Consider the following 25,293-nt stretch of genomic DNA (forward strand, 5'->3'; position numbering starts at 1 on the left):
TGTTACCAACCTCGAGGTTGGGGGCCTGATCGGAGGCCTGGCGTCCCGGTGAGCGGACGTGCGCGTCCCGCCGAACGACTCTCCGGGGTGTTCCGCTCGGCTCGTACGCCGTATGGTCCAGCGTGTGAACGACTGCGTCTTCTGTCGCATCGTGGCAGGCGAGGCGCCGGCGGCGAAGGTGTACGAGGACGACGCGCTCTGCGCGTTCCTCGACATCCGGCCGGTCGCCCGCGGGCACACGCTGGTCATACCGAAGCGGCACGCCGCCGAGTTGGAGGACCTCGACGCCGAACTCGGCGCGCGGATCTTCCGGGCCGGGCACCGGCTCGCACTGGCCGTCCGGCGCAGCAGCCTCGCCGCCGACGGCGCCAACCTGGTACTCAACGACGGAACCGCCGCGTTCCAGACCGTGCCGCACGTCCACCTGCACGTGATCCCGCGCAGGCACGGCGACAAGCTACGGTTCGCCAAGGGATTCCTGCTGCGGCGCCCGCACGATCCGGTGACCACCGCCGCGGCCATCCGGGACGGCATCGCCGCATTGGACAACGAGGGCGAACGCCCGGAAAAGGAAATCGACGGATGACCGAGACGTTCGATCGGGCCACGCTGATCGACCTGCTGGCACAGCAATGGGACGCGATCGACGCACTGGTCGCTCCGCTGGACGAGGACCGCTGGCGCACCCCGTCGTCGCTGCCCGGCTGGACCGTGTTCGACGTCCTCGCCCACATGGTGGGCACCGAGTCCTGGCTACTGGGTGACCGCCCGCCCGCCCACGACCCCACCACCGCGAAGACCGATGTGCGCGCGCTTCCCTACGTGCGCAACGAGACCGCGGTGCTCAACGAGATCTGGGTGGACCGGTTGCGCCCGCTGTCCGGCGCCCGGCTGCTCGAGTTCTATCGCGACGTCATCGCGCGCAGACGCGCCGCGCTCGCGGCCATGGGCGACGCCGAGTGGGAGAAGGAAACCGTCTCGCCGATCGGGCAGGTGACCTACGGCAGGTTCATGCGGGTGCGCTTGTTCGACTGCTGGATGCACGAACTCGACATCGCCGACGCGCTCGGCGTGCCGGTGGAAGAAGGCGGGCCACGCGGCGAGCTCGCGTTCGCGGAGTTCGTGGGCAGCATCCCGCGCGTGGTGGCGAAGAAGGGCGAGGCGCCGGACGGCGCGCGGATCACCTTCGCGCTGACCGGCCCCCTGGCCAGGACCTTGCACATCGAGGTGGCGGGCCGGGCGCGCTACGTGGACGCGTTCGACGAACCCGCCACTGTCGAGATCGGCCTGGACTCGAGGCTTTTCGCGCGGCTCGGCGGCGGTCGGACGACCGCCGAGGAGCACCTGGACGAGATCACCATCCAGGGCGACGCCGAACTCGGGCGACGCATCGTGCGCCACCTGGCCTTCACCATCTGATCCGCGATGCGGCTGTTCCTGTCCAGCTATCGCTTCGGGGCGCACTACGACCGGCTCGCCGCGCTCGCGGGCCCACCCGGCCGGGTGGCGCTGATTCCGAACGCCTGCGACGCCTGGCCGCAGGTGTGGGCGGGCGCGGTGACCAGTGACATGGCACCGCTGCGCAAGCTCGGCTACCGGCCCGAGGTGCTCGACCTGCGCGAGTACGCCGGTCGGGAAGCCGAGCTGGAACGAAAACTGGCGGAATTCCCGCTGGTGTGGGTGCGCGGCGGCAATACCTTCGTGCTGCGCGCCCAGTTCGCCCGCAGCGGCGCGGACCGAGCGCTTCCCCGGCTGCTCGCCTCCGACGCGCTCGCCTACGCCGGTTACAGCGCCGGGGCCTGCGTGATGACCCCGGACCTGCACGGCCTGGAGTCGGTGGACGATCCCGGCGAGGTCGCCCCGGCGTGCGGCATCGAACCGCGATGGGACGGATTGGGATTGGTCGACCGCCGGATCGTGCCGCACATCGATTCGGCCACCGATCCCGACGGTGAGTGCACTCGGCTCGCCGCCCGCTACCGCGCCGAAGGCGTCGAGCACTGGGCACTGACCGACGAGGACGCGATCGTCGTCGACGGCGCGCGCACCGAGGTGCTGATCAATCCGGTGGTGTCGTGAACGTCCACAGCCGCTGCTCGAGATCGCGCACGCTGTGATTCCGGCGCAGCTGGACGACACCGTCGCCCGCGGTGACCGCCGTGGTAGATGGTGCCGTCGTCGCTGGTGATCCGACCGGGTGCCGAACCGAAGACCTTTGTCACGTCGTGTCGGGCGCGAGTTCGGGTTCCGGCTCGGCGGCCCGGCGGAAGACCACCCAGCGCATCGCGCTGTACATGTAGACGGCTTCGCACGCGCCCGCCAGCAACCGGGACAGGTGGTACTCCAGCCCCAGCGCGGCGAGTCCACTGCCGACGCCGAGGATGAACGCGAGGTAGTTGACCACGACCACCCCCACGTACACCGTGGCCTGCCTGCCGACCGGCGCGTGGGAATGGAAGTTGAACGTACGGTTCAGCACGAAGGCGAGTCCGAACGCGCACACGTACGCCACGGTCACCGACAACCACACCGGCAGATCGAACGAGCCGTGCAAGACGGTGAGCAGCGCCAAGTCGACGGCGAAGGTGCCGCTGTTGATCAGCGCGAAGCCCAGGAAGGTCGGCGGGACGAGACGGTCCAGCCCCAACGGCAGCCGCTGCACGACCGCCTCGCACCAGCGGGTGAACCGGTCGGCGATCGTATCGGCGGTCTCGGACAGCTCGTGCACGCGACCAGGCTGCCAGCGACAGATGTCCGGCAGATGAGCAGGCGGCGACCGCCCGGTGGATCAGCTGATCTGCGCCCGGCCTGGACCGTTCTGGGCCTGGTCCAAACCGGCCCAGGCCGCCAGGCACCGCCGCCGCGCGACATCGTCCGCGTCCGCCAGCAGCGCCTCCAGCAACTCGCGGGGCTCGCGGCGCCAGAGGTCGGCCAGCTCGGCGAGGGCCTCCTTGCCGAAGACACCGGAGCGGTCCAGCGCGTTCAGCCACTCCTCGTGCTCGCCCGCGTGCACACGGCGCAGCACGTCCGGGTCGATGCCGCCCTCGACGAACTCGCTGGAGAACATCGCGGCGACCAATTCCCGGCGACTGGGTTGTTCGCCCTGCATCCGTTCCATCCCTCCAAGTGGTACGCGGCGAACCGCATGGTCGGCCTGCGCCACGACATGGCGGCGCCGGGAGAACTCGATGCCCCGAACACTAAGCCCCTGTGGGCATTCTGGTCTCCCGACAGCGGTAATACCACTATGGCGGGTGACATCACATTCCGGGGCTTTCGCCCGCCACACGCGCACGGGTCGGCCGGTCAGCAAATCACGGGCACGGGGAGCTAGCGTGAAGTTGTGGACCTGCATGACTTGATCGCCGCCCTTCCCGACGGCACGGTGCTCACCGACGCCGATCTGCTGGCGAGCTACCGCCAGGACTGGGCGCGGGATCCGGACGCCGGGACCGCCCTCGCCGTGGTGCGGGCAACCAGCACCGACGACGTGTCCGCCACGCTGCGATGGGCCACCGCGCATCGTGTCCCGGTGATCCCGCGCGGAGCCGGATCCGGGCTGTCCGGGGGCGCCACGGCGGTCGACGGAGCGATCGTGCTCACCACCGAGCGGATGCGGGATATCACCGTCGACCCGGTCACCCGGACCGCCGTGGTGCAGCCGGGCCTGCTCAACGCCGAGGTCAAGCGCGCGGTCGCGGAGCACGGCCTGTGGTATCCGCCCGACCCGTCGTCGTTCGAGATCTGCTCGATCGGCGGTAACGCGGCGACGAACGCGGGCGGACTGTGCTGTGTGAAATACGGCGTGACAACCGATTACGTGCTCGGGATGCAGGTCGCGCTCGCCGACGGCACCGTCGTGCGGCTGGGTGGTCCACGATTGAAGGACTCGGCCGGCCTGTCGCTGACCAAGTTGTTCGTCGGCAGCGAGGGCACGCTCGGAGTGATCACGGAACTGACCCTGCGACTGCTGCCCGCGCAACCGCCGCAGAGCACGGTCGTCGCGAGCTTCCCCACGCTCACCGCCGCCACCGAGGCGATCCTGACCATCACCGGAGAACTGCGGCCCTCGATGCTCGAGTTCATGGACTCGGTGTCGATCAACGCCGTGGAGGACGAGCTGCGGATGGGATTGGACCGGCAGGCGGCCGCGCTGCTGGTCGCGCGCTCCGACGCACCCGGCGAATTCGCCCGGCGCGAGGCCGAGATCATGGCGGCGGCCTGTGAGAAAGCAGGCGCAACCGAGGTTTTCCACACCGAGGACCCGGCCGAGGGCGAGGCGTTCGCGGCCGCCCGGCGTCTGGCGATTCCCGCTGTGGAGAAGCTCGGCCCGCTGCTGCTCGAGGACGTCGGCGTGCCGCTGCCCCGGCTCGGCGACCTGGTGAGCGGCGTCGCCGAGATCGCCGAGCGCAACGCGGTGACGGTGTCGGTGATCGCGCACGCGGGCGACGGAAACACCCACCCGCTGATCGTGCACGACCCCTCCGACGCGGATCTCACCGAGCGGGCGCATCGCGCCTTCGGCGAGATCATGGACCTGGCCATCGCCCTCGGCGGCACCATCACCGGTGAACACGGCGTCGGCCGATTGAAGAAGGCATGGCTGCCCGATCAGCTCGGCCCCGACGTGATGGCCCTGACCCGGCGCATCAAGGACGCCCTCGACCCCGACGGCATCCTCAATCCCGGCGCGATCCTGTGACCGTCGCGACGGAACATTCCCAGCCGACAAGGAGTTCTACCCCAACATGACGACCAGGCTCGAACACAACGTCGCCGATACCCGTTTCGAGATCTACATCGACGACACCCTCGCCGGGTACGCCGACTACGCCGAACGCGAAGACCCCAAGGTCCGCGACTTCCACCACACCATGACCTTCCCGGAGTTCCGGGGCCGCGGAGTAGCCGCTCAGGTCGTCGAATACGCCCTCGACGACTCCCGCAAGTCCGGATTCTCGGTCATCCCCACCTGCTGGTACGTGGAGAAGTACATCGCCGAACACCGCGAATACGCCGATTTGGTCTCCTGAGCGATCGTCACGGCACGGTTCCTCCGTACGAGTACTTCGTAAGCGGCCTCGTCCCGGGACAAATCCGGTGCTGTGAAAGCCCCACGCCTCGGGCCGGATCGTTGGCAAATGCGCAAGAGCTGCCCTGGTCACCACCCACCGGGAGAGCTACTCGCGTTCGCCGCAGCGATGTGCCCGGGTTCCCGGCAGCTGCCGGGATGCCGCCAAAGCAACGGTGGGTTCAGGGCCGCTTGAAAGTCGCCATCGGTAACGCCAACGGTGAAGGCATCCCACACGCCGGGCGCGAACATCAGCGCCGGGCCGGTCGGGTTCTTGGAGTCACGCACGCCGATATGACCTCCCGCGAGGAAAGCGACCTCGACGCAGGCTTTGTCTCCCCCGCTATAGCTGCTCTTGAACCACTTGGCCTCGGAGAGGTCGGTATTCACGGTGCATACTCCCTTGCCATCTGCCGGAGCGGGTTCTTGCTCTGATCCGGGTTCAGCGCCGCGCTTCTGATCGCTTCAGGGGCGGTTGAACTCCCCATCCGCCACGCCAGCGGTGAAGGCGTCCCACTCGCCGGGTGTGAACACCAGTGCCGGGCCGGACGGGTTCTTCGAGTCCCGCACGCCGACCATGCCACGGCCGAGAAACGCAACCTCAACACACTCTTTACCGGCCTGGCTACGGCTGCTCTTGAACCACTGTGCCCCCGATACGTCAACGTCCACGCTGCTCATGCTCCCTTGCCACCTGCCTCAGCAGGGTTCTACTCGAGTTGACATCCAAGGCGGATTCCCTGATGCTGTCGTACCTTTGAGTGTAGGCACCCACGTCTGCGGCATCTTCGAGATACATATCTCCGACCGCGCCTTCCAGATAGACCACTGGCGGCTCAACCTGGTCCACAGGAACGCTCTCCCCGAAAACCAAAATCACGAACGGCGGCATGGACACGCCTCCGGGGAAGCCCGCGTGGAACGGCAGTACGCGAATCGTCACGTTGTCCCTTGTAGACATATCCGCAAGGTGCCGGTTTTGGGTGGCCATGATCGCGCTGCTGCCAGCCACGCGCCATAAAGCGCCTTCGCCTATAACCACGTCGAGCACGACCGGCTGCGTCTTGCGGGTCATGATGTTCTGTCGCTGCGCCTTTATTTCAAGCCGTTGCTCCCACTGCTGTATTGATTCATCCGGCCACGCGAGTCGAACAAGCGCCTGCGCGTAGTCGGCGGTTTGAAGCAGACCCGGTATCAGATCCGGCTGGTACGACACCAATTTCACTGCCGCGGCTTCGAGTCCGACGTACACATCGAACGACTTGGGGATGAGATCGCCGTACTGGTGCCACCAGCTCTTGACGTTGGCCTGCTTGGCTAGTCCGACCAGCGCGACCGTCAGGTCCGCCGGGACACCGTACAGGTCGCACGCTGCCTGGATATCGCGAGACCTGATCCGCGAGTTCTGACCCTTCTCCAGCCGTTGAAGACTGCTCGCTCCGATCTCCAACAGGTCGGCGGCCTTCGCCTGGGTCATTCCGGCGCGCGTGCGCCACTCGGTCAGATACCTCCCGAGCTGACGACGCGGCAGAGTCGAACCGGTATCTGACAAGTCGCCCTCCCCTTCCCCGTCACGGGCGCATCGAATCACCCGTCTCGCGTACATCCTCACACCGTTTGCGGTGCGCGTGCTGGGCTTTCGCGGATCTTTTTTCGGTGTACCCGATTCGGAGTGCCCGCACCCGCGTGCCGTTGTATGATGACCGTGCGCACCGGACGGGGTGGAGATTGCTGGGCTCGCAAAGCAATTCACCCCATCCGTCGACAGGGTTGACGGGCCGGGCGCACCTTCTACCCGTCGATGCGACCCGAGGTCTACTGATGGATGAACCGATAACTTTCGGAGACACCCCACTGTCTCGATGCCACTACTACCGACGAGTGTGCGACCTGCCCGCGATCGTGGACCCTCCCCAGATCGGCCGGATCATCGTCCGCACCGGAATGGTCTGGGCCATAACCATGCCCGCCGTCCTGGGACAGCACGTGAAGGCGTGGATGCAGTACCACGGCCACGAGCTGGGGCCGATCCTGTCGCATCCACGATCGCATCGGTGGACGTTCATCATCCGGCCGGACCTGCCGGACGACGTGCCGCTGTTCGCCGAGATGTTCCGCTTGAACGTGTCCATCATCCGCTACGGGGGGACGATCGCACTGCCGAGCCCCGCAGATCGCGGAACCCAGTTCCGCGCGTGGATAACGCGGCCGAACACCGGATTTCGCCCCTCCGGCCGTGTAGTCGTCGCGGCGATCCGTGGCTGCGTGGCCGACAAGCTCGCGCGCCGCCGGCGATGGGTGGCATATGCCTGATCGCGCGGAATCCCCCATCCCCTCCGAGCCGGATGTTCACCTGTCGGTCTTCTGGCACGGCGCCCGCCTGGACTTCGTCGCCTGCGTCACGGCCGCCTGCCTGTTCGTCCAGGAGTGGCGCGCCCGCCACTGGCACGACGCGGTCGAAGTATCCACAGACGACACCGACGGCTACCCGAGACTGCCGTGCGAACGGCTGTATTTACACCCCTGACATCGTGAGACGTCGCGCGGGTCGACAGCACGACACGGAGTTGAAACGGAATGATCCGTTCTGTACAGTTAAAACAGAACAAAGCATTCCATTCCAAAGGAGACCGCCATGAGCACCATCAGGCCCTTCCGGGTCGACATTCCGCAGACCCAGCTCGACGATCTGGCCGAGCGTCTGCGCCGCTCCCTGTGGCCGAGCGAACTGCCCGGCGTGGGGGACTCCTATGGCGTCCCCGGGGATCGGGTGCGCGGCCTGGCTCAGTACTGGCTGGAGACCTTCGACTGGCGGGCGCTCGAGGCGAAGCTGAACGCCTACCCGCAGTTCACCACTGAGATCGATGGCGAGAACATCTACTTTCTGCACATCCGGTCATCTCGCGCGGACGCGCTGCCGGTGGTACTCACCCACGGCTGGCCCGGCTCGGTACTCGAGTTCCTCGACGTCATCGAGTCGCTGACCGCACCGGAGTCCGCTGAGGATCCCGCCTTCCACCTCGTGATTCCGGCGCTGCCCGGCATGGGCTTCTCCGGCCCGACGCACAGCACCGGCTGGACCACGCGGCGCGTCGCCAAGGCCTGGATCGAGCTGATGGATCGGCTCGGCTACCAGCGCTTCGGCGCGATCGGCAACGACGGCGGCTCGATGGTCTCCCCGGAGATCGGTCGCCTGGCGCCGGAACGGGTAGTGGGTGTCCATGTGACACAGCTGTTCTCGTTCCCGTCCGGCGATCCGGCCGAGTTCGTCGGCCTCTCGCCGGAGGATCTGGCGGCACTCGAACACCTGAAGTGGTTCCAGGACAACAAGATGGCCTTCAACATCCTGTGCAGCCAGCAGCCGCAGACGCTGGCCTACGCGCTCTCCGATTCGCCGATCGGCCTGCTGGGTTGGAACGCACAACTTTTCGGTGAGAGTCTGGACGCCGATTTCGTCATCGGCAACGTCGCCCTCTACTGGCTGACCGGCACCGCGAGCTCCTCCGTCCGGTACTACTACGAGGAGGCGCACAGCACCGACCGCCCGACCGGCTCGACCACGACCCCCACCGCACTCGCCATGTTCAAGGGCGATTTCCAGTCGATCCGCCGGTTCGCCGAGCGTGACCACAGCAATATCGTCAGCTGGAACTCCTACGACGCAGGCTCGGCGATCGGCGGTCCGAACGATGCCGCAGGCCATTTCGCCGCGCACGAGGCACCCGAACTGCTCGTCGGCGACATCCGGCGGTTCTTCGCCGAAGTCGGCTGACGTCCGGCTAAACGTGGGACAGTCTCTCGGCAGCATCACTGTCACTCGTTTCGACGACGAGGCAGCAAGAATGTTCGGGCGGCCTGTGCTCCTCGACGGCCTGGAGACGGCCTGGGATGCGATTTCAAGCGCGCCCGAACATCCGGCGATCTACAAAAACATCACTTGAGCAGGGCGCGGCTCATCACCAGACGCTGGATCTGGTTGGTGCCCTCGTAGATCTGGGTGATCTTCGCATCACGCATCATGCGCTCCACCGGGAAGTCGGTGGTGTAGCCCGCGCCGCCGAACAGCTGGACGGCGTTGGTGGTGACCTCCATGGCGACATCGGAGGCGAAGCACTTGGCGGCGGCGGAGATGAAGCCGAGGTTCTGCTCGCCGCGCTCGGCGCGTGCGGCCGAGGTGTAGACCATGAGGCGGGCGGCCTCGATCTTCATCGCCATGTCGGCGAGCATGAACTGGGTGTTCTGGAAGTCGGCGATCGACTTGCCGAACTGCTTGCGGTCCTTGGTGTAGGCGATGGCCGCGTCCAGTGCGCCCTGGGCCAGGCCGACGGCCTGCGCGCCGATGGTGGGGCGGGTGTGGTCGAGGGTCTGCAGCGCGGTCTTGAAGCCGGTGCCCGGCTCACCGACGATGCGGTCACCCGGCACCCGGCAGTTCTCGAAATACAGCTCGGCGGTGGGCGAGCCCTTGATGCCCAGCTTGTGCTCCAGCGGCCCGACCACGAAACCCTCGTCGTCCTTGTGCACCAGGAAGGCCGAGATGCCGTTGGCGCCCTTCTCCGCGTCGGTCACCGCCATCACGGTGTACCAGGAGGACTTGCCGCCGTTGGTGATCCAGCACTTGGAGCCGTTGATGATCCAGTCGTCACCCTCCTGCTTGGCCCGGGTGCGCATGCCTGCCGCGTCGGAGCCCGCCTCGCGCTCGGACAGCGCGTAGGAGGCCATCTCGCCGTTGACGATGTCCGGCAGCACCTTGTGCTTCAGCTCCTCGGAGCCGTTCAGGATCAGGCCCATGGTGCCGAGCTTGTTGACCGCGGGGATCAGCGAGGACGAACCGCAGACGCGCGCGACCTCCTCGATCACGATGCAGGTGGCCACCGAGTCGGCCCCCTGGCCGCCGTAGGCCTCCGGCACGTGCACGGCGTTGAAGCCGGAGGCGTTCAGCGCGGTCAGCGCCTCTTCCGGGAAGCGGGAGTTGCCGTCGACGTCCTTGGCGTGCGGAGCGATCTCCTTCTCGGCGAGAGCGCGGATCGCGGCGCGCAGCTCATCGTGGAAGTCCTCGAGCTTGAACAGGTCGAAATCGGGGTTTCCCGCCATCGGGCTTCACTCCTGGTCGTCGGTGATGATCGCCGCTTTCCGCCGAGAACGCGACGCGTCGGCACTCAGTGCCACATATGAGTCGAGTATACCCTCATGGACGCGTATCACATGGGAAGATTGCGTGGCACTCAGTGTCAGATTGGTCGCACTCAGGGCCACGTCACAGGGTGCCGAGCTTGCGGACCAGCAGGTCCGCTATCTGCCTGGGCGCGGCATCGCGCGGGAACACGGCGACGACCAGCTCGTCGGGGTTCACGGCACGCCCGGCGCCACGCGGGATCGCGGCCAGCTCCAACCGCAGGTCGGCGGCGCCCGCGTCCGACTCGCCGCGCACCATCCGGCGCAGCAGGTAGTTGTGCGTCGCCGTCACAGCGGCGGCGAACTGCACCCGCGCCAGATCGGGGACATCGGGCAGCCGCTCGCGCAGGTAGTCGGTGAACAACCGTTCGTAACGGAACACCGTGACGATCTCGCGCTCCCGCAAGGCAGGCACCCGACGCACCACCTGATACCGGCGCGCCGCGATCTCCCGCCACTGCGTGAATCGCTCGAACACCTGCACCACCGCCGCGCACACCGCCTCCCACGGATCCTCGCGCGACGCGGACAGGAACTGCTCGGCCTGCGTCAGCTGAGACTCGTGATCGGCGAAGATCACGTCCTCCTTGGACCGGAACTGCCGGAAGAACGTGCGCCGCGAGATCCCCGCCGCCTCGGCGATCTCATCGACCGTCGTCGCCTCGTACCCCTTCTCGGCGAACAACCGCAGCGCCTGATCCACCACCGTGAGCCGAAAATGCGCGGTGTCGTCGCCTCCCCGCATCCGAGCGATATCCCCTGTAGTCACGACCACACACCGTAGTCAGCAACCGAAACCCCCAGTTCTCCGCGCCGGAGATTCCGCTGTCGCGCCATCTCGAGCCGAGCTCTGCGGACCGATTCGGCTACGGGCCCGGGACCCCCGCGGACCCTTCCTGCTCTCGGTCCGCACCGGTGACGTGCGCGTCGACGTGCAAGCCGAGCCGGCCATGCTCGCGCCGATCTGGGGCTACCAGCCCTGCTGGACATCGACGACGAGACCGCCCGCGAGAACCTCGCCCGCGCCTCGGTCATGGCGCTGTCCTATCACGAAGTCCCCTGGACCGCTCAGCCCAAGAGCTTCGTGCGCAGTGCGTCGTCCTTTTCCAGCACCATCTGCTCTAGTCCGGCCTGGAACTGTTCCATGCGGGTGCGCAGGGCCGGGTCGTGGGCGGCGAGGATGCGGGTGGCGAGCAGGCCGGCGTTACGGGCGCCGCCGATGGAGACGGTGGCGACGGGCACGCCCGCGGGCATCTGCACGATGGACAGCAGCGAGTCCATGCCGTCGAGGTACTTGAGCGGGACCGGCACGCCGATCACCGGCAGCGGCGTGGCGGAGGCGACCATGCCGGGCAGGTGGGCCGCGCCGCCCGCGCCCGCGATGATGACCTTCAACCCTCGACCGGCGGCGTCACGCGCGTAGTCGAGCATGCGCTGCGGAGTGCGGTGCGCCGAGACGACGCCCACCTCGAAGCGGATCCCGAATTCCGCCAGCGCCTCCGCGGCGGCCTCCATCGTCGGCCAGTCGGAGTCGCTGCCCATGATCAGGCCGACAGCCGGGCCGATGGCCACTTCTTCACTCATGCGGATCCCATCCGTCGGTCCAGATCGCGTGCGACATCCAGTGCGCCGCCCGCTCGGCCTTCTCCCGAACCTCGGCCACGTCGTCGCCGAGGATGTTGACGTGCCCGATCTTGCGGTCGGGACGCTCACCCTTCCCGTACAGGTGCACCTTCGCCTCCGGGAGCCGCGCGAACAGGTGGTGCAGCCGCTCGTCCATCGACATCTCCGGGGCCTGCGGCGCGCCGAGGATGTTGGCCATCACGGTCACCGGCGCCAGCGGCGTGGTGTCGCCGAGCGGGTAGTCGAGCACGGCGCGCAGATGCTGTTCGAACTGCCCGGTGCGGGCGCCGTCCATCCCCCAGTGCCCGGAGTTGTGCGGGCGCATGGCCAGCTCGTTCACCAGCAGGTCACCGTCGGTGGTCTCGAACAGCTCCACCGCCATGACGCCGACGACGCCGAGTTCCTTCGCGAGGTTCAACGCCATCGTCTCCGCCGCGGCGGCCGTGTCCTCCGACAGGTCGGGCGCGGGCGCGATGACGACCGCGCACTGACCCTTGCGCTGCACCGTCTCCACCACCGGCCAGGTCGCCGCCTGCCCGAACGGCGAACGGGCCACCATCGCCGACAGCTCGCGCTTCAGGTGGATCCTCGCCTCCGCCAGCAGCTGGGCGCCGTACGCGAGCTGGTCGGTGACGATCGCCGCGGCCTCGTCGGCGGACTCGGGCATCCACACGCCGCGTCCGTCGTAACCGCCGCGCACCGCCTTCAGCACGATCCGCCAGCCGTGCTCGTCGCCGAAGCGCACCGCGTCGGCGACCGAGGTCACCGGCGTGAACGCGGGCACGGGCAGCCCGAGCCCGCTCAGCTTGCTGCGCATCGCCAGCTTGTCCTGCGCGTAGACCAGCGCCTGCGGCGGCGGCTGCACGTTGACGCCCTCGGCGACCAGCGCCTCCAGGTGCTCGGTCGGCACGTGCTCGTGGTCGAAGGTCAGCGCGTGCGACCCGACCGCCGCCTTGCGCAGCGCGCCCAGGTCGGTGTGACTGCCGAGCACCACCTCCGGGCTCACCTGGGCAGCCGGGTCCTCGGGGTTCTCGGCGAGTACGCGCAGCCGCTGGCCCAGCGCGATCGCCGCCTGATGCGTCATGCGCGCCAGCTGTCCGCCACCGATCATGGTGACGGTGGGCATTGCCGATGGATCGAAGGAACGTGCGCTCACGTCGGACAATATTGTCATGGCCGGCTCGAATGGTCGGTACCGGTACACTCCGGTCTTGTGTCATTCGTCGAAGACGTGGTCAGCGTCCTTCCCAAGCCGCTGCAAGATATCGCGTACCGGCATCGGGAGTTGATCAAATTCGCGATCGTCGGGGCGACCACGTTCGTGATCGACAGCGGCATCTTCTACGGACTCAAGTGGACGGTACTCGCGGAGAAACCGGTCACGGCCAAGATCATTTCCGGCGTCATCGCCGTGATCGCGTCCTACATCCTGAACCGGGAATGGTCGTTCAAGAATCGCGGTGGGCGCGAACGCCATCACGAGGCGCTGCTGTTCTTCGCCGTCAGCGGCGTCGGCGTGGTCCTGGCCTTCACCCCGCTGTGGATCTCCAGCTACGTCTTCGACCTGCGCCAGCCCAACGTGAGCTTCACGGTCGAGAACATCGCCGACTTCATCAGCGCCTTCATCATCGGCAATCTGCTGCAGATGGCCTTCCGTTTCTGGTCGATGCGCCGCTGGGTGTTCCCGGACGAGATGAAAGAGCTCGAAGCGGAGTTCGTCGACCTCGTGGAAGAGGAACTCGGCCGCGGCTGAGTCAGCGCGGCTCGGCCACCACCGCGTTCGCCGGACGGGCCTTCGAGGCCCCGAGGAACACCGCGAACAGCGCGGGCCTGCGCCGTTGCAATTCCAGGCGTCCGCCGTCCGCCTCGACCAGCGCCCGCGCCAGCGCGAGGCCGACTCCGGTGGAACCGCCCGCGGAGAAGCCCCGGTCGAAGATGTGCGGCGCCAGCTCGTCGCGGACGCCGTGCCCCTCGTCGGCGACCTCGACGCACACCAGCGGCTCACGGCCGACCCCCGGCCGCACCGAGCGCACCGACACCGTGCAAGTCCCACCGCCGTGCATGAGCGCGTTGTCCACCAGCACCGCGACCGCCTCGCGCAGCCGCGAACCCGTGATCGGGGCGCGCAGCGACTCGTCGCCGGTGAGCGTCAGCGTCCGGCCCGCCTCGGTGAACGGATGGGTCCATTCGGCCACCACACCGCGCAACTCGTCCATCACCGGCACCGGATCGCGATCGGCCGCGTCCTCGTCCCGCGAGGCGCGGACCAGATCGTCGATCGCGTCGGTGAGGCGGTCGACCTGCGCCATCGCCTCCTCTGCCTCGTGCACCACTTCCGGATCGGGATGCGCGGACAGCTCGTCGAGGCGCAGCCGCACCGCGGTGAGCCTGCTGCGCAGCTGATGTGAGACATCCGCCACCAGGGCGTGTTCGCGCTGGAGCCGTCCGGCGATCTCCACGGTCGCCGAATCGAGCACGTCGGAGACGCGATCCAGTTCCGCGATGCCGTGCCTGCGCGGATCGGGGCGGAAATCGCCCATCGCCAGCCGCGCCGCGCGCGCCGCGACGTCCCGCAGCGGATCGGCCACCCGCCGCGCGGTGACCACCGCGACCGAGACCGCCGCGCCCAGTGAGGCGAGCACCGCCAGCGCGACCACCGCGACCGCCTGGCGCTGCATGGCGTGCATCGGCGCCGAGGGCACCTCCAAGCGCAGCGACGCGGACTTGCCCATGGACAGCGACTCGACCAGCGGATCGGGCACCTGCGCCACACCGATGTCGCGCCGGGAGGCGTTGTCCTGCTGTGACGGGTAGACGATGGTGAGCTTCCCGTTCTCCGGCACCAGCGGCGCCACCGACCGGATGTCCAGCTCCCCGGACACGGTGCCGTCGCGCTCCTGCGCGATGATCTCCGCGGCGATCCGGTCCAGCCGGTTCTGCAGGTCGTTGCGCGTGATGTCCTCCACCCACAACCACGCCGTGTAGATCAGCGGCACGCCGAGCACCACCGTGGTGAGGGTCAGCACGGTGAGCATGGAACGCAGGATCCGGCGGCGCACGTCAGTCGGTGTTCAGCCGGAAGCCGACCCCGCGCACGGTGACGATGCGCCGTTCGGCCATGGGGCCCTCGTCGCCGATCTTGCGGCGCAACCAGGACATGTGCATGTCCAACGTCTTGGAACCGCGCAGCTCCGCGTCGCCCCACACCTCGCGCAGGATGGTCTCGCGCGCCACCACCTGACCCGCCCGGTCGATCAGCACCTTGAGCAACTCGTATTCCTTGTTGGCCAAACCGATTTCGACTCCGTTGACCAGCACACGCCGCGCCGCGGGCTCCAGGCGAATCCCCCCGACCTCGACCGTGTCGTCGCCGATTCCGCTGCGCCGCAACAACGCTCGCACCCGGGCCAGCAGCTCGGCGAGGCGGAACGGCTTGCCGACGTAGTCGTCGGCGCCCGCGTCCAGCCCCACCACGAAATCCACCTCGTCGGTGCGCGCGGTGAGCATCAGCACGGCCAGATCGGCGCCGCGAGCGCGCACCTGACGGCATACCTCCAGCCCGTCCATGCCGGGCAGGCCCAGATCGAGGATGAGCAGGTCATGGCCGCCTTCCAGGGCTCGTTGCAGCACGGCAGGGCCGAAACTCTCGACGGTCACCGAGTAGCCCTCGCGGCCGAGCGCGCGTGACAGCGGGGCCGCGATGGCGTCGTCGTCCTCGGCCAGCAGTACAGCGGTCATACGCCCAGGTTACGGGCTCACCGGTAGCTGCGACGGTCGTCGCGGCGCTCGTCGCGGCCGTCGCGATGGCGCTCGACCTCGAACACCTGGTGGTACAGCAGCGCGTGTACCTGCTGAACCGACGGGATGTCGTCGTATTCCAGCGGCTCCGAGGAGGACGACTCGATGATCAGGGTCCCGGTGCCGAGCAGCCGATCGAAGAGTCCGTGCCGGAACTGCACGCTGGAGATCCGGCTCATCGGGATGTCGATGCCGCTGTGGGTGAGCACACCCTGACGTACCAGCACCCGCCGGTCGGTGATGATGAAATGCGTCGACTTCCATCGGATAACCGGTGCGGCACAACGCCATAGCAGGATGGCCAGATACACCACCAGCACCGTGACGAGCAGCGCCGAGGCGGTGGTGCCCGTGGCCTTCTGCGAGACGAGTCCCCCCGCGAAACCGGCGAGCGCGGTGGCCACGATGAGCGTCACGATCGGCCAGAAGAGCATTTTCCAATGCGGGTGGCGATGCAGCAGCAGCTGTTCCTCGGGCGCCAGCACATCCTCCGGATAACCCATGTCAGGAACACTACCGCCTGAAGATGCCGGAACGGCTGACACCGCAGCGCGTCATGCTGCACAATCGGCACCCTGCGTGTGACTATTCCGCGCAGTGGCTCTCTGTATCGCGCAACGCCCGGCTCACCATCATCGTCGATTCCGACCGTGGAGGAACGCGTGACCAAAGACCTGACCCCGCTGCAAATCCTGGCCGAACTCGAGCCCGTCGCCGAAGAGAATGTGAATCGGCACCTGTCCATGGCGAAAGACTGGAACCCGCACGATTACGTGCCGTGGAGCCAGGGCCGCAATTTCGCCGCCTTGGGCGGCGTCGACTGGGAGCCGGAGCAATCGCACCTCGGTGAGGTCGCCCGGGTCGCCATGATCACCAATCTGCTCACCGAGGACAATTTGCCCTCCTATCACCGGGAGATCGCACAGAACTTCTCCGAGGACGGTCCGTGGGGCACCTGGGTCGACCGTTGGACCGCCGAGGAGAATCGCCACGGCATCGCCATGCGGGACTACCTGGTCGTCACCCGCGCCGTCGATCCGGTCGCACTGGAAGAGGCCCGGATGATCCACATGAGCAACGGCGTCCAGTCACCGGAAGGGTGGGGCGGATTCCTGGCGAGCGTCGCGTACGTCACCTTCCAGGAGCTGGCCACCCGTGTGTCCCACCGCAATACGGGCAAGGCATGCAACGACGCCGTCGCCGACCGCCTGCTCCAGCGCATCTCCGCCGACGAGAACCTGCACATGATCTTCTATCGCTCGATATGCGGCGCCGCGCTCGACCTGGTCCCCGACCAAGCGCTGCCCGCGATCACCAGGATCGTGCGGAATTTCCTGATGCCCGGCGCCGGGATGCCGAATTTCCGCCGCTACGGCGTGCTGATGGCCAAGCACGGCATCTACGATCTGCGCCAGCATCTGGAGGAGGTGCTCCAGCCGGTGCTCAAGCAATGGAACGTCTTCGAGCGCTCCGATTACGGGCCGCGCGGCGAGCAGGCGCGCGACGAACTGGGCGAGTTCCTGGAGAAGCTGGGCAAGGACGTGATCAAGTTCGAGGAGCAGCGCGATCGCGCCCTCGCCCGGGATGCCTCGCGCGGCGTCGCCCAGCGCGCCTGAGGCACGCCGCCGCGCGTTGCCGGCGCCGGACCACCCGCCGCGCCGCCGGGCGGTCCGGCGCTCAGTACTGGGCGCGCAGATGCGTGACGTCGCCTGCGGATACCGCTTGCCCGCCGATGAGCAGGCGGCCGTACTCGTCGACGCCCTCTGCGACGCCGGTCAGCGTCCGGTCCCCGGGCAGCTCGGCACGGACCTCGGCGCCGATCGTGGCGCACCGCTCGCGATAGGCGGCGGCCAGCTCGTCGATCGCCCAGTCCGCGTCGCGCCACGCGGTGAAGCGGCGGGCGAACTCGGTCAGCAGGGATCGCACGAGCACCGTGCGATCGGTCTGCCGCGAGCCGGCGATGGTGAGCGAGGTGGCGTGCGGCACCGGCAGTTCCTCTTCGGTCAGGCTCACGTTTAGTCCGAGCCCGATCACCACGGCGGGCGCGCCGCCCTCCGCACTCGCCGCGACCTCGGCCAGGATGCCCGCCACCTTGCGGCTCCCGATCAGCACGTCGTTGGGCCATTTGAGTTCGGCGGGCACGCCCGCCGCGGTCCGCAGCGCGTCGACCACTGCCACGCCGGTCAGCAGTGCGAGCCAGGCGAGCGAGGCCGGGCCGATCCCGGGCAACCGCACCAGCAGCGACATCGCCAGCTGCGCCCGCGGCGGGCTGACCCAGGTGCGCGCGTGCCTGCCGCGACCCTGCACCTGGGTCTCCGCCAGCAGAACCACGCGGTCGGCGGCCGGATCGGCCGCCAGCGCGATCAGATCCGCGTTCGTGGACCCGGTCGACTCGACCACATCGATCCGCGTGAAGAACGACAGCTCGGGCGACTCGACGGCACTGCGCCGCAACTGCTCTGCATCCAACGGTGGCCTCTGCACACCGGCAGGCTACTCGTCGTGCCGGGCGCTACCCGACCAGGTCATACGAGGAGACGATCGGGTCGCGCGCCGCCGCACCCATCCCGTCGCCGTCCTCCCGCTCGCCTTCGGACGCCTCGGCCCACACCTCGGGCTCGCCGTACTTCGGCGCCTCCTCGGTGGTCCGTGTCCACGCCGTCTCGGCCGCGTACTCCGCGCGAGCTCTACCCCATTCCCACATGACGCGCTCCTCCCCCACTCGGAAATTCGTCGCCCTCAGGCTAAGTGGGCAGGACCGGTCGGCGATACTCATTTTCCGCCTTCCGAACCCGGCTACCGACCAGGAAGTTTGCCTGGGAAAATTGATCTAGCTGCGGTTTTCTACTCGCCGGTAGCCCGGTCTTGGTTAGAAAGTAAACGCTGGTACTGGTTACACTCCGATGCCATGACGAGTGTCCAGCAGCAGCCCGCATCAGGTCCGGCGGGCTCCCCCGATATCCACACCACCGCCGGGAAGCTGGCTGACCTGCGGAATCGGCTGGAAGAGGCCAAGCACCCGATGGGTGAGGCCGCGGTCGACAAGGTGCACGCGAAGGGCAAGATGACCGCCCGCGAGCGCATCCTCGCGCTGCTGGACGAAGGGTCCTTCGTCGAGCTCGACGCCCTGGCCCGCCACCGCAGCGTCAACTTCGGCCTGGAGAACAACCGCCCGCTCGGCGACGGCGTGGTGACCGGTTACGGCACCATCGACGGCCGCGACGTCTGCATCTTCAGCCAGGACGTGACGGTGTTCGGCGGCAGCCTCGGCGAGGTCTACGGCGAGAAGATCGTCAAGGTGATGGATCTGGCGCTGAAGACCGGCCGCCCGCTGATCGGCATCAACGAGGGCGCGGGCGCCCGCATCCAGGAGGGCGTGGTCTCGCTCGGTCTCTACGGCGAGATCTTCCACCGCAACATCCAGGCCTCCGGCGTGATCCCGCAGATCTCGCTGATCATGGGCCCGGCCGCCGGTGGCCACGTGTACTCCCCGGCGCTGACCGACTTCGTCGTCATGGTCGACGGCACCAGCCAGATGTTCGTCACCGGCCCGGACGTCATCAAGACGGTCACCGGTGAGGACGTCACCATGGAGGACCTGGGCGGCGCGCACACGCACATGACCAAGTCCGGCGTCGCGCACTACGTCGCCTCCGGCGAGCAGGACGCCCTGGACTACGTCAAGGACCTGCTGTCCTACCTGCCGAGCAACAACCGCGCCGAGGCGCCCCGCTTCCCGGCCACCGACCCGATCGACGGCGCGATCGAGGACTCGCTCACCGACGAGGACCTCGAGCTGGACACGATCATCCCGGACTCGCCGAACCAGCCCTACGACATGCACGAGGTGATCCGGCGTCTGCTCGACGACGACGAGTTCCTCGAGGTGCAGGCCGAGCGCGCGATGAACATCATCGTCGGCTTCGGCCGGATCGACGGCCGCAGCGTCGGCATCGTGGCCAACCAGCCCACCCAGTTCGCGGGCTGCCTGGACATCGACGCCTCGGAGAAGGCCGCGCGCTTCGTGCGCACCTGCGACGCGTTCAACATCCCGATCATCACCCTGGTCGACGTGCCCGGCTTCCTGCCCGGCACCGGACAGGAATACAACGGCATCATCCGGCGCGGCGCGAAGCTGCTCTACGCCTACGGTGAGGCCACTGTGGGCAAAATCACGATCATCACCCGCAAGGCCTACGGCGGCGCCTACGACGTCATGGGTTCCAAGCACATGGGCGCCGATGTGAACCTCGCCTGGCCGACCGCCCAGATCGCCGTCATGGGCGCTTCCGGCGCCGTCGGGTTCGTCTACCGCAAGCAGCTGCAGCAGGCCGCCAAAGAGGGCGGAGACGTCGATGCGCTGCGGCTCGAGCTCCAGAACGAGTACGAGGACACGCTCGTGAACCCGTACGTCGCCGCCGAGCGTGGATACGTGGACGCGGTGATCCCGCCGTCGCACACGCGCGGCCAGATCGTGTCCGCGCTGCGACTGCTCGAACGCAAGATGGTGACCCTTCCGCCGAAGAAACACGGCAACATCCCGCTGTGATCGAGCGATACGCTCGATAGGCCGCGCACAAAGGGTGGCATCGGCCTCGGTAACACTTACTCTGGCGTGTACCGGCTTGTTGCAGAGACGCAATGAGTGCATCCGAGGACGAATGCTTCATCCGTAGCTAGTCGGAAAACGGGAATAGCCTGATCAGTCCGCTGATAGAGGCGAAGAGAGGACCTGGCACTGTGACGACCGTGGCAGAAGAAGATGTGTTGAGCGCCGTCGAACTGGATCTCACAGTCGACCCGATCGCAGACGAGACCGGTGCCTCCACCGGCTCCGACGCGGCAGCGCTATCCGCCGAGGCCACCGCTGAGCCGTTCTTCCGTGTCGTGAAGGGCTCGCCGAGCGACGAAGAACTCGCCGCGCTGGTGTGCGTGCTGTCCGCCGTGGCGAACAGCGCCGCGCCCACCGGCCCCGCCGGGCCGCCCGATATGTGGGGCCACCCGACGCTGATGCATCGCGGATCTTCGCCGTTCTCCCCGTACGCCTTCCCGCAGCTGTCCCACTTGCGCGGGTGACGCGGCTGATCCTGGCTTCCGCGTCCCCGGCCCGCCGGGAGGTTCTCCGCTCGGCGGGCATCGACCCGATCGTCCGGGTCTCCGCCGTGGACGAGGACGCGGTCGCCGCCGCCCTTCCCGCGGACACGCCACCGCGCGCGGTCGTGGTGGAACTGGCGCGCGCCAAAGCGGCCGCCGTGGCCGCGGACATTCCGGAGTTGGCCGGCGACTGTGTTGTGGTGGCGTGCGATTCGATGCTGCTCGTCGACGGCGAGTTGCAGGGCAAGCCGCACACCGCTGAGGTCGCTCGCGCGCGGTGGGGCGACATGGCCGGGCGCAGCGCGGATCTGGTCACCGGTCACTGCGTGGTGCGGATGCGGGATGGCCGGATCACCGCCGAGGCGGTCGATTGCAGCAGCACCACCGTGCACTTCGCCAAGCCGGAGCCGGACGAGCTGGACGCCTACATCGCGACCGGTGAGCCGCTCGAGGTGGCGGGCGCGTTCACACTCGACGGGCTGGGCGGCTGGTTCGTCGATCGCATCGACGGCGACCCGTCCAGCGTCATCGGCATCGGGCTACCACTGCTGCGCCGACTGCTTGGCGATGTTGGGATCAGCGTTACGCAGTTGTGGGGCCACACGGCCTGATGGCGCGCTGAACGCCTCGGCGTCCCCGCCCGGGGACACCGGCGCCGCCTCCTGTGCCTCGGCGCGCTGTGCCGCGATGAGTTCGAGCCGGGCCACGCACAGCTCCGGTTCCACGAACGGGTGCATCCGCACGTCGATCGTCCCGTGCGCGCCGCCCCGGTCGATCACCTCTTCGAGCAGGCCGAGGTGTACGCCGCACACCACCTCGGAGTGCGTCCGCGCCAGTTCGCGCAGCGGGCACGCCGTCAGACGGATCAGCACCTTGCCCTCGGTCTCCGAGGACGGGTCGCGCTCGGGCGCGAAGCCCAGTTCCGACATCAACGTCATCGTGAGGTCCTTGGCGTCCTCCAGCGACTCCACCCGATGGTCACCCACGTCGAGTCTGCTGCCCCAGGCGCGGCCCGCCGCGATCGCGGCCTCGGATCTGCGCCGCGCGTCCGGGCCGAGCTGATCGGCGAGCACCTGCGCCAGGTCCTGATAACCCACCGATCGCTGCACCGCGCTGTATCCGATACGCGGCCGCCCACGGCCGCGCGGCGGCTGCTGGAACTGCCGGACGAGGGATTCCCTGGTGAGCACATCGAGATGGAAACGGACCGTGGTGACGTGCTGTCCGGTGATTCTGGCCAGTTCCTGGGCGTCGAGAGGCTCGCTGGCGCCACGTAGGATCGCGAGCAGTCGCCGCCGCGGCCAAGAATCGGACATAGCTCACCCCTCCTCCCGGGAGACTTTATCGGATGTAGGTGCCCTTTATTCGGCCCTCATCCGATTTGTGATCTGAAACGAGAGTCACTGTCGCCTCACCCCTACCATCGCTGTGAGGCCTCGAACCGCTGTCACCACCGTCCACCCATGCGTGAAGGACCCAAACACCGTGCCCGTCGCTCCGGACCCTCATCCCTCACTCGGTTCCTACGCACACCCTCACCGACTAGTAACCACTGAGTGGCTGTCGGCAAACATAGGCGCGCGGGGACTCGAGATCATCGAGGCCAACGAGGACACGCTGCTGTACGACATCGGGCATGTTCCGGGCGCCACCAAACTGGATTGGCGAAGCGATCTGAACGATCCGGTCACGCGCGACTATATCGACGGAACCCGCTTCACCGAACTGATGCGCGCCAAAGGGATAGATCGTGACGACACTGTCGTGATCTACGGCGATCGCGGAAACATCCAAGCGGCGCACACGGCGTGGGTATTCACCCTGTTCGGGCACGAGGACGTGCGCCTGCTCGACGGCGGACGCGCGGCCTGGATCTCCGAGGGGCGCGACACGACGTTCGAACCCGGCCGTCCGGTGCGCAGCGCCTACCCGGCCGTGCGCCGGGACGACAGCACCTTCCGCGCCTTCCGCGAGGACGTGCTCGCCCACCTCGGCAAACCGGTGATCGACGTACGTTCGGCCGAGGAATACTCCGGCACGCGCGTGCTCGACCCGGCCATGGCCCAGGACGCGGCGTTGCGCGGCGGCCACATTCCCAGCGCGTCGAACATCCCGTGGACCGAGGCGTTCGCCGCCGACGGGAGATTCCGCTCGCGCGCCGAACTCGACGACGTCTACCGCGCGTCGGCCGGCCAGGACGAGGTGATCGTCTACAGTCGAGTCGGCGCGCGATCCAGCCACAGCTGGTTCGTCCTGACCTACCTGCTCGGGCGCGACGGAGTACGCAACTACGACGGCTCCTGGACCGAGTGGGGAAACTCGGTGCGGATGCCGATCGCCAAGGGGGACGAACCGGGCGAAGTGCCGGCACGCGGCGGTTCTCGACGCACCAGGAGCAGGTGAGTCGGGCGCGGTCCCAAACACCGGCCGCGTACATTGTGATCCGCGACCTACTGTTGAGTAGGGCTAGCCGAGTTCGGCGTCTGTTGGCAGACTGCCTACACTCGCCCGAGACGTAAACAAGTCGATTATGGGAGCGGAGGCTGCACAGCGACCCCACCCCCGGCGAAGCGACCAGAAGAATGCACACAGGAGGCTCAGTGCCCAGCCATGCCAGCGCGCGGATCACAAAGGTACTCGTAGCTAACCGAGGCGAGATCGCCGTGCGCGTGATCCGGGCGGCCAAGGACGCCGGCATCGGCAGCGTCGCGGTCTACGCAGAGCCGGACGCGGATGCCCCGTTCGTCAAGCTCGCCGACGAGGCCTTCGCCCTGGGCGGCCAGACCTCGGCCGAGTCGTACCTCGTGTTCGACAAGATCCTCGACGCCGCCGCCAGGTCCGGCGCCGACGCCATCCACCCCGGTTACGGCTTCCTCTCCGAGAACGCCGACTTCGCCCAGGCCGTCATCGACGCCGGGCTGATCTGGATCGGCCCCTCCCCGCAGTCCATTCGCGACCTGGGCGACAAGGTCACCGCGCGGCACATCGCCGAGCGCGCGAAGGCGCCGATGGCCGCGGGCACCAAGGACCCGGTCAAGGACGCGACCGAGGTCGTCGAGTTCGCGAAGAAGTACGGTGTGCCGGTCGCGATCAAGGCGGCCTTCGGTGGTGGCGGCCGCGGCATGAAGGTCGCGCACTCCATCGAGGAGATCCCGGAGCTGTACGACTCGGCCGTCCGCGAGGCCACCGCCGCCTTCGGCCGCGGTGAGTGCTTCGTCGAGCAGTACCTGGACAAGGCCCGCCACGTCGAGGCGCAGGTCATCGCCGACAAGCATGGCAACGTCATCGTCGCGGGCACCCGCGACTGCTCGTTGCAGCGGCGCTTCCAGAAGCTCGTCGAGGAGGCCCCCGCGCCGTTCCTGTCCGACGAGGTGCGCGCGAAGATCCACGCCTCCGCCAAGGCCATCTGCAAGGAAGCCGGCTACTACGGCGCGGGCACCGTCGAGTACCTGGTGCAGGGCGAGACCGTCTCCTTCCTCGAGGTGAACACCCGGCTGCAGGTCGAGCACCCGGTCACCGAGGAGACCGCGGGCATCGACCTGGTGCGCCAGCAGTTCCGCATCGCCAACGGCGAGAAGCTGGAGTTCACCGAGGACCCGACGCCGCGCGGCCACGCCTTCGAGTTCCGCATCAACGGCGAGGACGCCGGCCGCGGCTTCCTGCCCGCTCCCGGCCCGGTGACCGTGTACAAGGAGCCGTCGGGCCCCGGTGTACGCGTGGACTCCGGCGTGGTGGCCGGCAGCGTGATCGGCGGGCAGTTCGACTCGATGCTGGCCAAGCTGATCGTCACCGGCGAGAACCGCACGCAGGCACTGGAGCGCGCGCGGCGCGCGCTGGCCGAGTTCGAGGTCGACGGCCTGGCCACGGTCATTCCGTTCCACCGGGCGATCGTCGAGGACCCGGCGTTCATCGGTGACGGCGAGAAGTTCGACGTCTACACCAAGTGGATCGAAAACGAGTGGGTCAACACCGTCGAGCCGTTCACCGGTGCGGGCGCCCCTGCCGATGAGGATGAGGACCAGCCGCGTCAGAAGGTCGTCGTCGAGGTCGGTGGCCGCCGGGTCGAGGTGTCGCTGCCGGGCAACTTCACCGTCGGCGCCGGTGCGGCCGGTGCGGCGGGTAACGGCGCCGGGGTGATCCGCAAGAAGCCGAAGCCGCGCAAGCGTGGCGGCGCGGGCGGCGGCGCGGCCTCCGGTGACGCGGTCACCGCTCCGATGCAGGGCACCGTCGTCAAGGTCGCGGTGGAAGAGGGCCAGTCGGTCGAGGCGGGCGATCTGATCGTGGTGCTCGAGGCCATGAAGATGGAGAACCCGGTCAACGCCCACAAGGCGGGTGTGGTCACCGGTCTGTCCGTCGAGACGGGCGCGGCGATCACGCAGGGCACGGTTCTCGCCGAGATCAAGTAGCAACGTCACGAAGCGGGCGCGGGACCACGAGGTTCCGCGCCCGCTTCGCTGTTCACGCGGCGGTCCCTCCGCCGTCACGCGAGCTGCCTCCGCTGGACCCGAAACGCACACCGAGGTGTCGTATCGTGT

Annotated in this window: 30 protein-coding genes and 1 pseudogene; 16 read left to right on the forward strand and 15 right to left on the reverse strand. The window is 67.9% G+C overall.

What is annotated here, in order from left to right; genetic code table 11:
- Positions 1 to 124 precede the first annotated feature (124 nt).
- From NG1_RS14515 to NG1_RS14525, 3 genes are read left to right on the forward strand one after another with little or no spacing between them, the layout of a single operon-like run.
- Positions 125 to 586 (forward strand): HIT family protein, encoded by a 462-nt coding sequence (locus NG1_RS14515; RefSeq protein ID WP_157114050.1) that lies wholly within the window; start codon positions 125 to 127, stop codon positions 584 to 586.
- Entirely contained in the window at positions 583 to 1,419 is an 837-nt protein-coding gene (locus NG1_RS14520) for a maleylpyruvate isomerase family mycothiol-dependent enzyme (RefSeq protein WP_062971054.1), read from the forward strand. Before NG1_RS14515 ends, NG1_RS14520 begins: the two co-directional genes overlap by 4 nt.
- A gap of 6 nt (positions 1,420 to 1,425) precedes the next feature.
- Positions 1,426 to 2,079 (forward strand): Type 1 glutamine amidotransferase-like domain-containing protein, encoded by a 654-nt coding sequence (locus NG1_RS14525; RefSeq protein ID WP_062971056.1) that lies wholly within the window; start codon positions 1,426 to 1,428, stop codon positions 2,077 to 2,079.
- A 139-nt stretch (positions 2,080 to 2,218) separates the two neighbouring features.
- Here NG1_RS14525 and NG1_RS14530 read toward each other — a convergent pair whose 3' ends face one another.
- Positions 2,219 to 2,728, reverse strand: coding sequence for a GtrA family protein (locus NG1_RS14530; RefSeq protein WP_062971057.1), 510 nt, complete (start codon positions 2,726 to 2,728; stop codon positions 2,219 to 2,221).
- Between the two features lie 60 nt (positions 2,729 to 2,788).
- Positions 2,789 to 3,118: a hypothetical protein gene (locus tag NG1_RS14535; protein ID WP_062971060.1), complete on the reverse strand. Its 330-nt coding sequence runs from the start codon at positions 3,116 to 3,118 to the stop codon at positions 2,789 to 2,791.
- A 225-nt stretch (positions 3,119 to 3,343) separates the two neighbouring features.
- Here NG1_RS14535 and NG1_RS14540 point away from each other — a divergent pair, with 225 nt between their 5' ends.
- Complete coding sequence (locus NG1_RS14540; RefSeq protein ID WP_062971062.1) at positions 3,344 to 4,702, forward strand: FAD-binding oxidoreductase; 1,359 nt, start codon at positions 3,344 to 3,346, stop codon at positions 4,700 to 4,702.
- A 46-nt stretch (positions 4,703 to 4,748) separates the two neighbouring features.
- Positions 4,749 to 5,033 carry a GNAT family N-acetyltransferase gene (locus NG1_RS14545; RefSeq protein ID WP_062971064.1) on the forward strand — a complete coding sequence of 95 codons (285 nt, stop codon included), beginning with the start codon at positions 4,749 to 4,751 and terminating at the stop codon, positions 5,031 to 5,033.
- 128 nt (positions 5,034 to 5,161) lie between these two features.
- On the opposite strand, the gene NG1_RS39235 is transcribed toward NG1_RS14545, so the two are convergent.
- The 3 genes from NG1_RS39235 to NG1_RS14555 all read right to left on the reverse strand — a co-directional run bounded on the left by NG1_RS39235 (position 5,162) and on the right by NG1_RS14555 (position 6,623).
- A complete protein-coding gene (locus tag NG1_RS39235; RefSeq protein WP_084498922.1) occupies positions 5,162 to 5,461 on the reverse strand; it encodes a DUF397 domain-containing protein in 300 nt (99 codons plus the stop codon).
- Positions 5,462 to 5,536: 75 nt separating this feature from the next.
- Positions 5,537 to 5,743, reverse strand: a complete 207-nt coding sequence (locus NG1_RS14550) for a DUF397 domain-containing protein (RefSeq protein ID WP_084498926.1) — start codon at positions 5,741 to 5,743, stop codon at positions 5,537 to 5,539.
- Positions 5,733 to 6,623, reverse strand: coding sequence for a helix-turn-helix domain-containing protein (locus NG1_RS14555; RefSeq protein ID WP_062971202.1), 891 nt, complete (start codon positions 6,621 to 6,623; stop codon positions 5,733 to 5,735). Before NG1_RS14555 ends, NG1_RS14550 begins: the two co-directional genes overlap by 11 nt.
- Before the next feature lie 329 nt (positions 6,624 to 6,952).
- On the opposite strand from NG1_RS14555, the gene NG1_RS14560 reads away from it, so the two are divergent.
- The 3 genes from NG1_RS14560 to NG1_RS14570 all read left to right on the forward strand — a co-directional run bounded on the left by NG1_RS14560 (position 6,953) and on the right by NG1_RS14570 (position 8,843).
- Positions 6,953 to 7,384, forward strand: a complete 432-nt coding sequence (locus NG1_RS14560) for a DNA-directed RNA polymerase subunit beta (protein ID WP_245659904.1) — start codon at positions 6,953 to 6,955, stop codon at positions 7,382 to 7,384.
- Positions 7,377 to 7,598, forward strand: coding sequence for a hypothetical protein (locus NG1_RS14565; protein WP_062971070.1), 222 nt, complete (start codon positions 7,377 to 7,379; stop codon positions 7,596 to 7,598). Before NG1_RS14560 ends, NG1_RS14565 begins: the two co-directional genes overlap by 8 nt.
- Before the next feature lie 108 nt (positions 7,599 to 7,706).
- The gene (locus NG1_RS14570) at positions 7,707 to 8,843 is read left to right on the forward strand and encodes an epoxide hydrolase family protein (protein WP_062971072.1); all 1,137 of its coding nucleotides are present in this window, start codon (positions 7,707 to 7,709) and stop codon (positions 8,841 to 8,843) included.
- Between the two features lie 161 nt (positions 8,844 to 9,004).
- Here NG1_RS14570 and NG1_RS14575 read toward each other — a convergent pair whose 3' ends face one another.
- Positions 9,005 to 10,162 (reverse strand): acyl-CoA dehydrogenase, encoded by a 1,158-nt coding sequence (locus NG1_RS14575; protein ID WP_040865087.1) that lies wholly within the window; start codon positions 10,160 to 10,162, stop codon positions 9,005 to 9,007.
- 163 nt (positions 10,163 to 10,325) lie between these two features.
- A complete protein-coding gene (locus NG1_RS14580; RefSeq protein WP_062971074.1) occupies positions 10,326 to 10,988 on the reverse strand; it encodes a TetR family transcriptional regulator in 663 nt (220 codons plus the stop codon).
- A gap of 136 nt (positions 10,989 to 11,124) precedes the next feature.
- On the opposite strand from NG1_RS14580, the pseudogene NG1_RS35620 reads away from it, so the two are divergent.
- Positions 11,125 to 11,291: pseudogene (locus NG1_RS35620) on the forward strand (citrate synthase); the annotation flags it as partial.
- Positions 11,292 to 11,311: 20 nt separating this feature from the next.
- Here the strand turns inward: NG1_RS35620 and purE are convergent.
- Positions 11,312 to 11,827, reverse strand: coding sequence for a 5-(carboxyamino)imidazole ribonucleotide mutase (purE, locus tag NG1_RS14585; RefSeq protein WP_174315392.1), 516 nt, complete (start codon positions 11,825 to 11,827; stop codon positions 11,312 to 11,314).
- The gene (locus tag NG1_RS14590; protein WP_062971204.1) at positions 11,820 to 13,040 is read right to left on the reverse strand and encodes a 5-(carboxyamino)imidazole ribonucleotide synthase; all 1,221 of its coding nucleotides are present in this window, start codon (positions 13,038 to 13,040) and stop codon (positions 11,820 to 11,822) included. Before NG1_RS14590 ends, purE begins: the two co-directional genes overlap by 8 nt.
- A 39-nt stretch (positions 13,041 to 13,079) precedes the next feature.
- Between NG1_RS14590 and NG1_RS14595 the strand changes: the two genes are divergently transcribed.
- Positions 13,080 to 13,619 carry a GtrA family protein gene (locus NG1_RS14595; protein WP_040865084.1) on the forward strand — a complete coding sequence of 180 codons (540 nt, stop codon included), beginning with the start codon at positions 13,080 to 13,082 and terminating at the stop codon, positions 13,617 to 13,619.
- A 1-nt stretch (position 13,620) separates the two neighbouring features.
- Here the strand turns inward: NG1_RS14595 and NG1_RS14600 are convergent, their stop codons facing one another.
- From NG1_RS14600 to NG1_RS14610, 3 genes are read right to left on the reverse strand one after another with little or no spacing between them, the layout of a single operon-like run.
- Positions 13,621 to 14,925, reverse strand: a complete 1,305-nt coding sequence (locus NG1_RS14600) for a sensor histidine kinase (protein ID WP_062971076.1) — start codon at positions 14,923 to 14,925, stop codon at positions 13,621 to 13,623.
- 1 nt (position 14,926) lies between these two features.
- Positions 14,927 to 15,604 (reverse strand): response regulator transcription factor, encoded by a 678-nt coding sequence (locus NG1_RS14605; protein ID WP_040865082.1) that lies wholly within the window; start codon positions 15,602 to 15,604, stop codon positions 14,927 to 14,929.
- 17 nt (positions 15,605 to 15,621) lie between these two features.
- The gene (locus NG1_RS14610; protein WP_062971078.1) at positions 15,622 to 16,167 is read right to left on the reverse strand and encodes a PH domain-containing protein; all 546 of its coding nucleotides are present in this window, start codon (positions 16,165 to 16,167) and stop codon (positions 15,622 to 15,624) included.
- A 159-nt stretch (positions 16,168 to 16,326) separates the two neighbouring features.
- On the opposite strand from NG1_RS14610, the gene NG1_RS14615 reads away from it, so the two are divergent.
- Positions 16,327 to 17,280 carry an acyl-ACP desaturase gene (locus tag NG1_RS14615; RefSeq protein ID WP_062971206.1) on the forward strand — a complete coding sequence of 318 codons (954 nt, stop codon included), beginning with the start codon at positions 16,327 to 16,329 and terminating at the stop codon, positions 17,278 to 17,280.
- Positions 17,281 to 17,341: 61 nt separating this feature from the next.
- Here NG1_RS14615 and NG1_RS14620 read toward each other — a convergent pair whose 3' ends face one another.
- Together NG1_RS14620 and NG1_RS14625 are read right to left on the reverse strand one after the other, a co-directional pair.
- Positions 17,342 to 18,148, reverse strand: a complete 807-nt coding sequence (locus tag NG1_RS14620; protein ID WP_062971080.1) for a biotin--[acetyl-CoA-carboxylase] ligase — start codon at positions 18,146 to 18,148, stop codon at positions 17,342 to 17,344.
- Positions 18,149 to 18,176: 28 nt separating this feature from the next.
- A complete protein-coding gene (locus tag NG1_RS14625; RefSeq protein WP_157114051.1) occupies positions 18,177 to 18,368 on the reverse strand; it encodes a hypothetical protein in 192 nt (63 codons plus the stop codon).
- A 204-nt stretch (positions 18,369 to 18,572) separates the two neighbouring features.
- On the opposite strand from NG1_RS14625, the gene NG1_RS14630 reads away from it, so the two are divergent.
- The 3 genes from NG1_RS14630 (at position 18,573) to NG1_RS14640 (ending at position 21,369) form a co-directional block, all read left to right on the forward strand.
- Complete coding sequence (locus NG1_RS14630; protein ID WP_040865078.1) at positions 18,573 to 20,213, forward strand: acyl-CoA carboxylase subunit beta; 1,641 nt, start codon at positions 18,573 to 18,575, stop codon at positions 20,211 to 20,213.
- Positions 20,214 to 20,413: 200 nt separating this feature from the next.
- The gene (locus NG1_RS14635; protein WP_435825873.1) at positions 20,414 to 20,740 is read left to right on the forward strand and encodes an acyl-CoA carboxylase subunit epsilon; all 327 of its coding nucleotides are present in this window, start codon (positions 20,414 to 20,416) and stop codon (positions 20,738 to 20,740) included.
- Positions 20,737 to 21,369, forward strand: a complete 633-nt coding sequence (locus tag NG1_RS14640) for a nucleoside triphosphate pyrophosphatase (RefSeq protein WP_062971087.1) — start codon at positions 20,737 to 20,739, stop codon at positions 21,367 to 21,369. Before NG1_RS14635 ends, NG1_RS14640 begins: the two co-directional genes overlap by 4 nt.
- Here NG1_RS14640 and NG1_RS14645 read toward each other — a convergent pair.
- A complete protein-coding gene (locus NG1_RS14645; protein ID WP_062971089.1) occupies positions 21,298 to 22,074 on the reverse strand; it encodes a helix-turn-helix transcriptional regulator in 777 nt (258 codons plus the stop codon). The two genes, NG1_RS14640 and NG1_RS14645, sit on opposite strands and share 72 nt — an antisense overlap.
- A gap of 169 nt (positions 22,075 to 22,243) precedes the next feature.
- On the opposite strand from NG1_RS14645, the gene NG1_RS14650 reads away from it, so the two are divergent.
- Positions 22,244 to 23,161, forward strand: a complete 918-nt coding sequence (locus NG1_RS14650) for a sulfurtransferase (protein ID WP_062971208.1) — start codon at positions 22,244 to 22,246, stop codon at positions 23,159 to 23,161.
- 197 nt (positions 23,162 to 23,358) lie between these two features.
- Positions 23,359 to 25,164 (forward strand): acetyl/propionyl/methylcrotonyl-CoA carboxylase subunit alpha, encoded by a 1,806-nt coding sequence (locus NG1_RS14655; RefSeq protein WP_062971091.1) that lies wholly within the window; start codon positions 23,359 to 23,361, stop codon positions 25,162 to 25,164.
- Positions 25,165 to 25,293: the final 129 nt, after the last annotated feature.

Source organism: Nocardia gamkensis NBRC 108242 (assembly GCF_001612985.1).
In the GTDB taxonomy this organism is placed as follows: domain Bacteria; phylum Actinomycetota; class Actinomycetes; order Mycobacteriales; family Mycobacteriaceae; genus Nocardia; species Nocardia gamkensis.

Coding starts and splice junctions, on each gene's coding strand:
- NG1_RS14575 (WP_040865087.1), bottom strand. CDS start 10,162: ATGGCGGGAAACCCCGATTTCGACCTGTTCAAGCTCGAGGACTTCCAC.
- NG1_RS14605 (WP_040865082.1), bottom strand. CDS start 15,604: ATGACCGCTGTACTGCTGGCCGAGGACGACGACGCCATCGCGGCCCCG.
- NG1_RS14645 (WP_062971089.1), bottom strand. CDS start 22,074: ATGTCCGATTCTTGGCCGCGGCGGCGACTGCTCGCGATCCTACGTGGC.
- NG1_RS14570 (WP_062971072.1), top strand. CDS start 7,707: ATGAGCACCATCAGGCCCTTCCGGGTCGACATTCCGCAGACCCAGCTC.
- NG1_RS14580 (WP_062971074.1), bottom strand. CDS start 10,988: ATGCGGGGAGGCGACGACACCGCGCATTTTCGGCTCACGGTGGTGGAT.
- NG1_RS14565 (WP_062971070.1), top strand. CDS start 7,377: ATGCCTGATCGCGCGGAATCCCCCATCCCCTCCGAGCCGGATGTTCAC.
- NG1_RS14535 (WP_062971060.1), bottom strand. CDS start 3,118: ATGGAACGGATGCAGGGCGAACAACCCAGTCGCCGGGAATTGGTCGCC.
- purE (WP_174315392.1), bottom strand. CDS start 11,827: ATGAGTGAAGAAGTGGCCATCGGCCCGGCTGTCGGCCTGATCATGGGC.
- NG1_RS14525 (WP_062971056.1), top strand. CDS start 1,426: ATGCGGCTGTTCCTGTCCAGCTATCGCTTCGGGGCGCACTACGACCGG.
- NG1_RS14545 (WP_062971064.1), top strand. CDS start 4,749: ATGACGACCAGGCTCGAACACAACGTCGCCGATACCCGTTTCGAGATC.
- NG1_RS14625 (WP_157114051.1), bottom strand. CDS start 18,368: ATGTGGGAATGGGGTAGAGCTCGCGCGGAGTACGCGGCCGAGACGGCG.
- NG1_RS14520 (WP_062971054.1), top strand. CDS start 583: ATGACCGAGACGTTCGATCGGGCCACGCTGATCGACCTGCTGGCACAG.
- NG1_RS14590 (WP_062971204.1), bottom strand. CDS start 13,040: ATGACAATATTGTCCGACGTGAGCGCACGTTCCTTCGATCCATCGGCA.
- NG1_RS14610 (WP_062971078.1), bottom strand. CDS start 16,167: ATGGGTTATCCGGAGGATGTGCTGGCGCCCGAGGAACAGCTGCTGCTG.
- NG1_RS14630 (WP_040865078.1), top strand. CDS start 18,573: ATGACGAGTGTCCAGCAGCAGCCCGCATCAGGTCCGGCGGGCTCCCCC.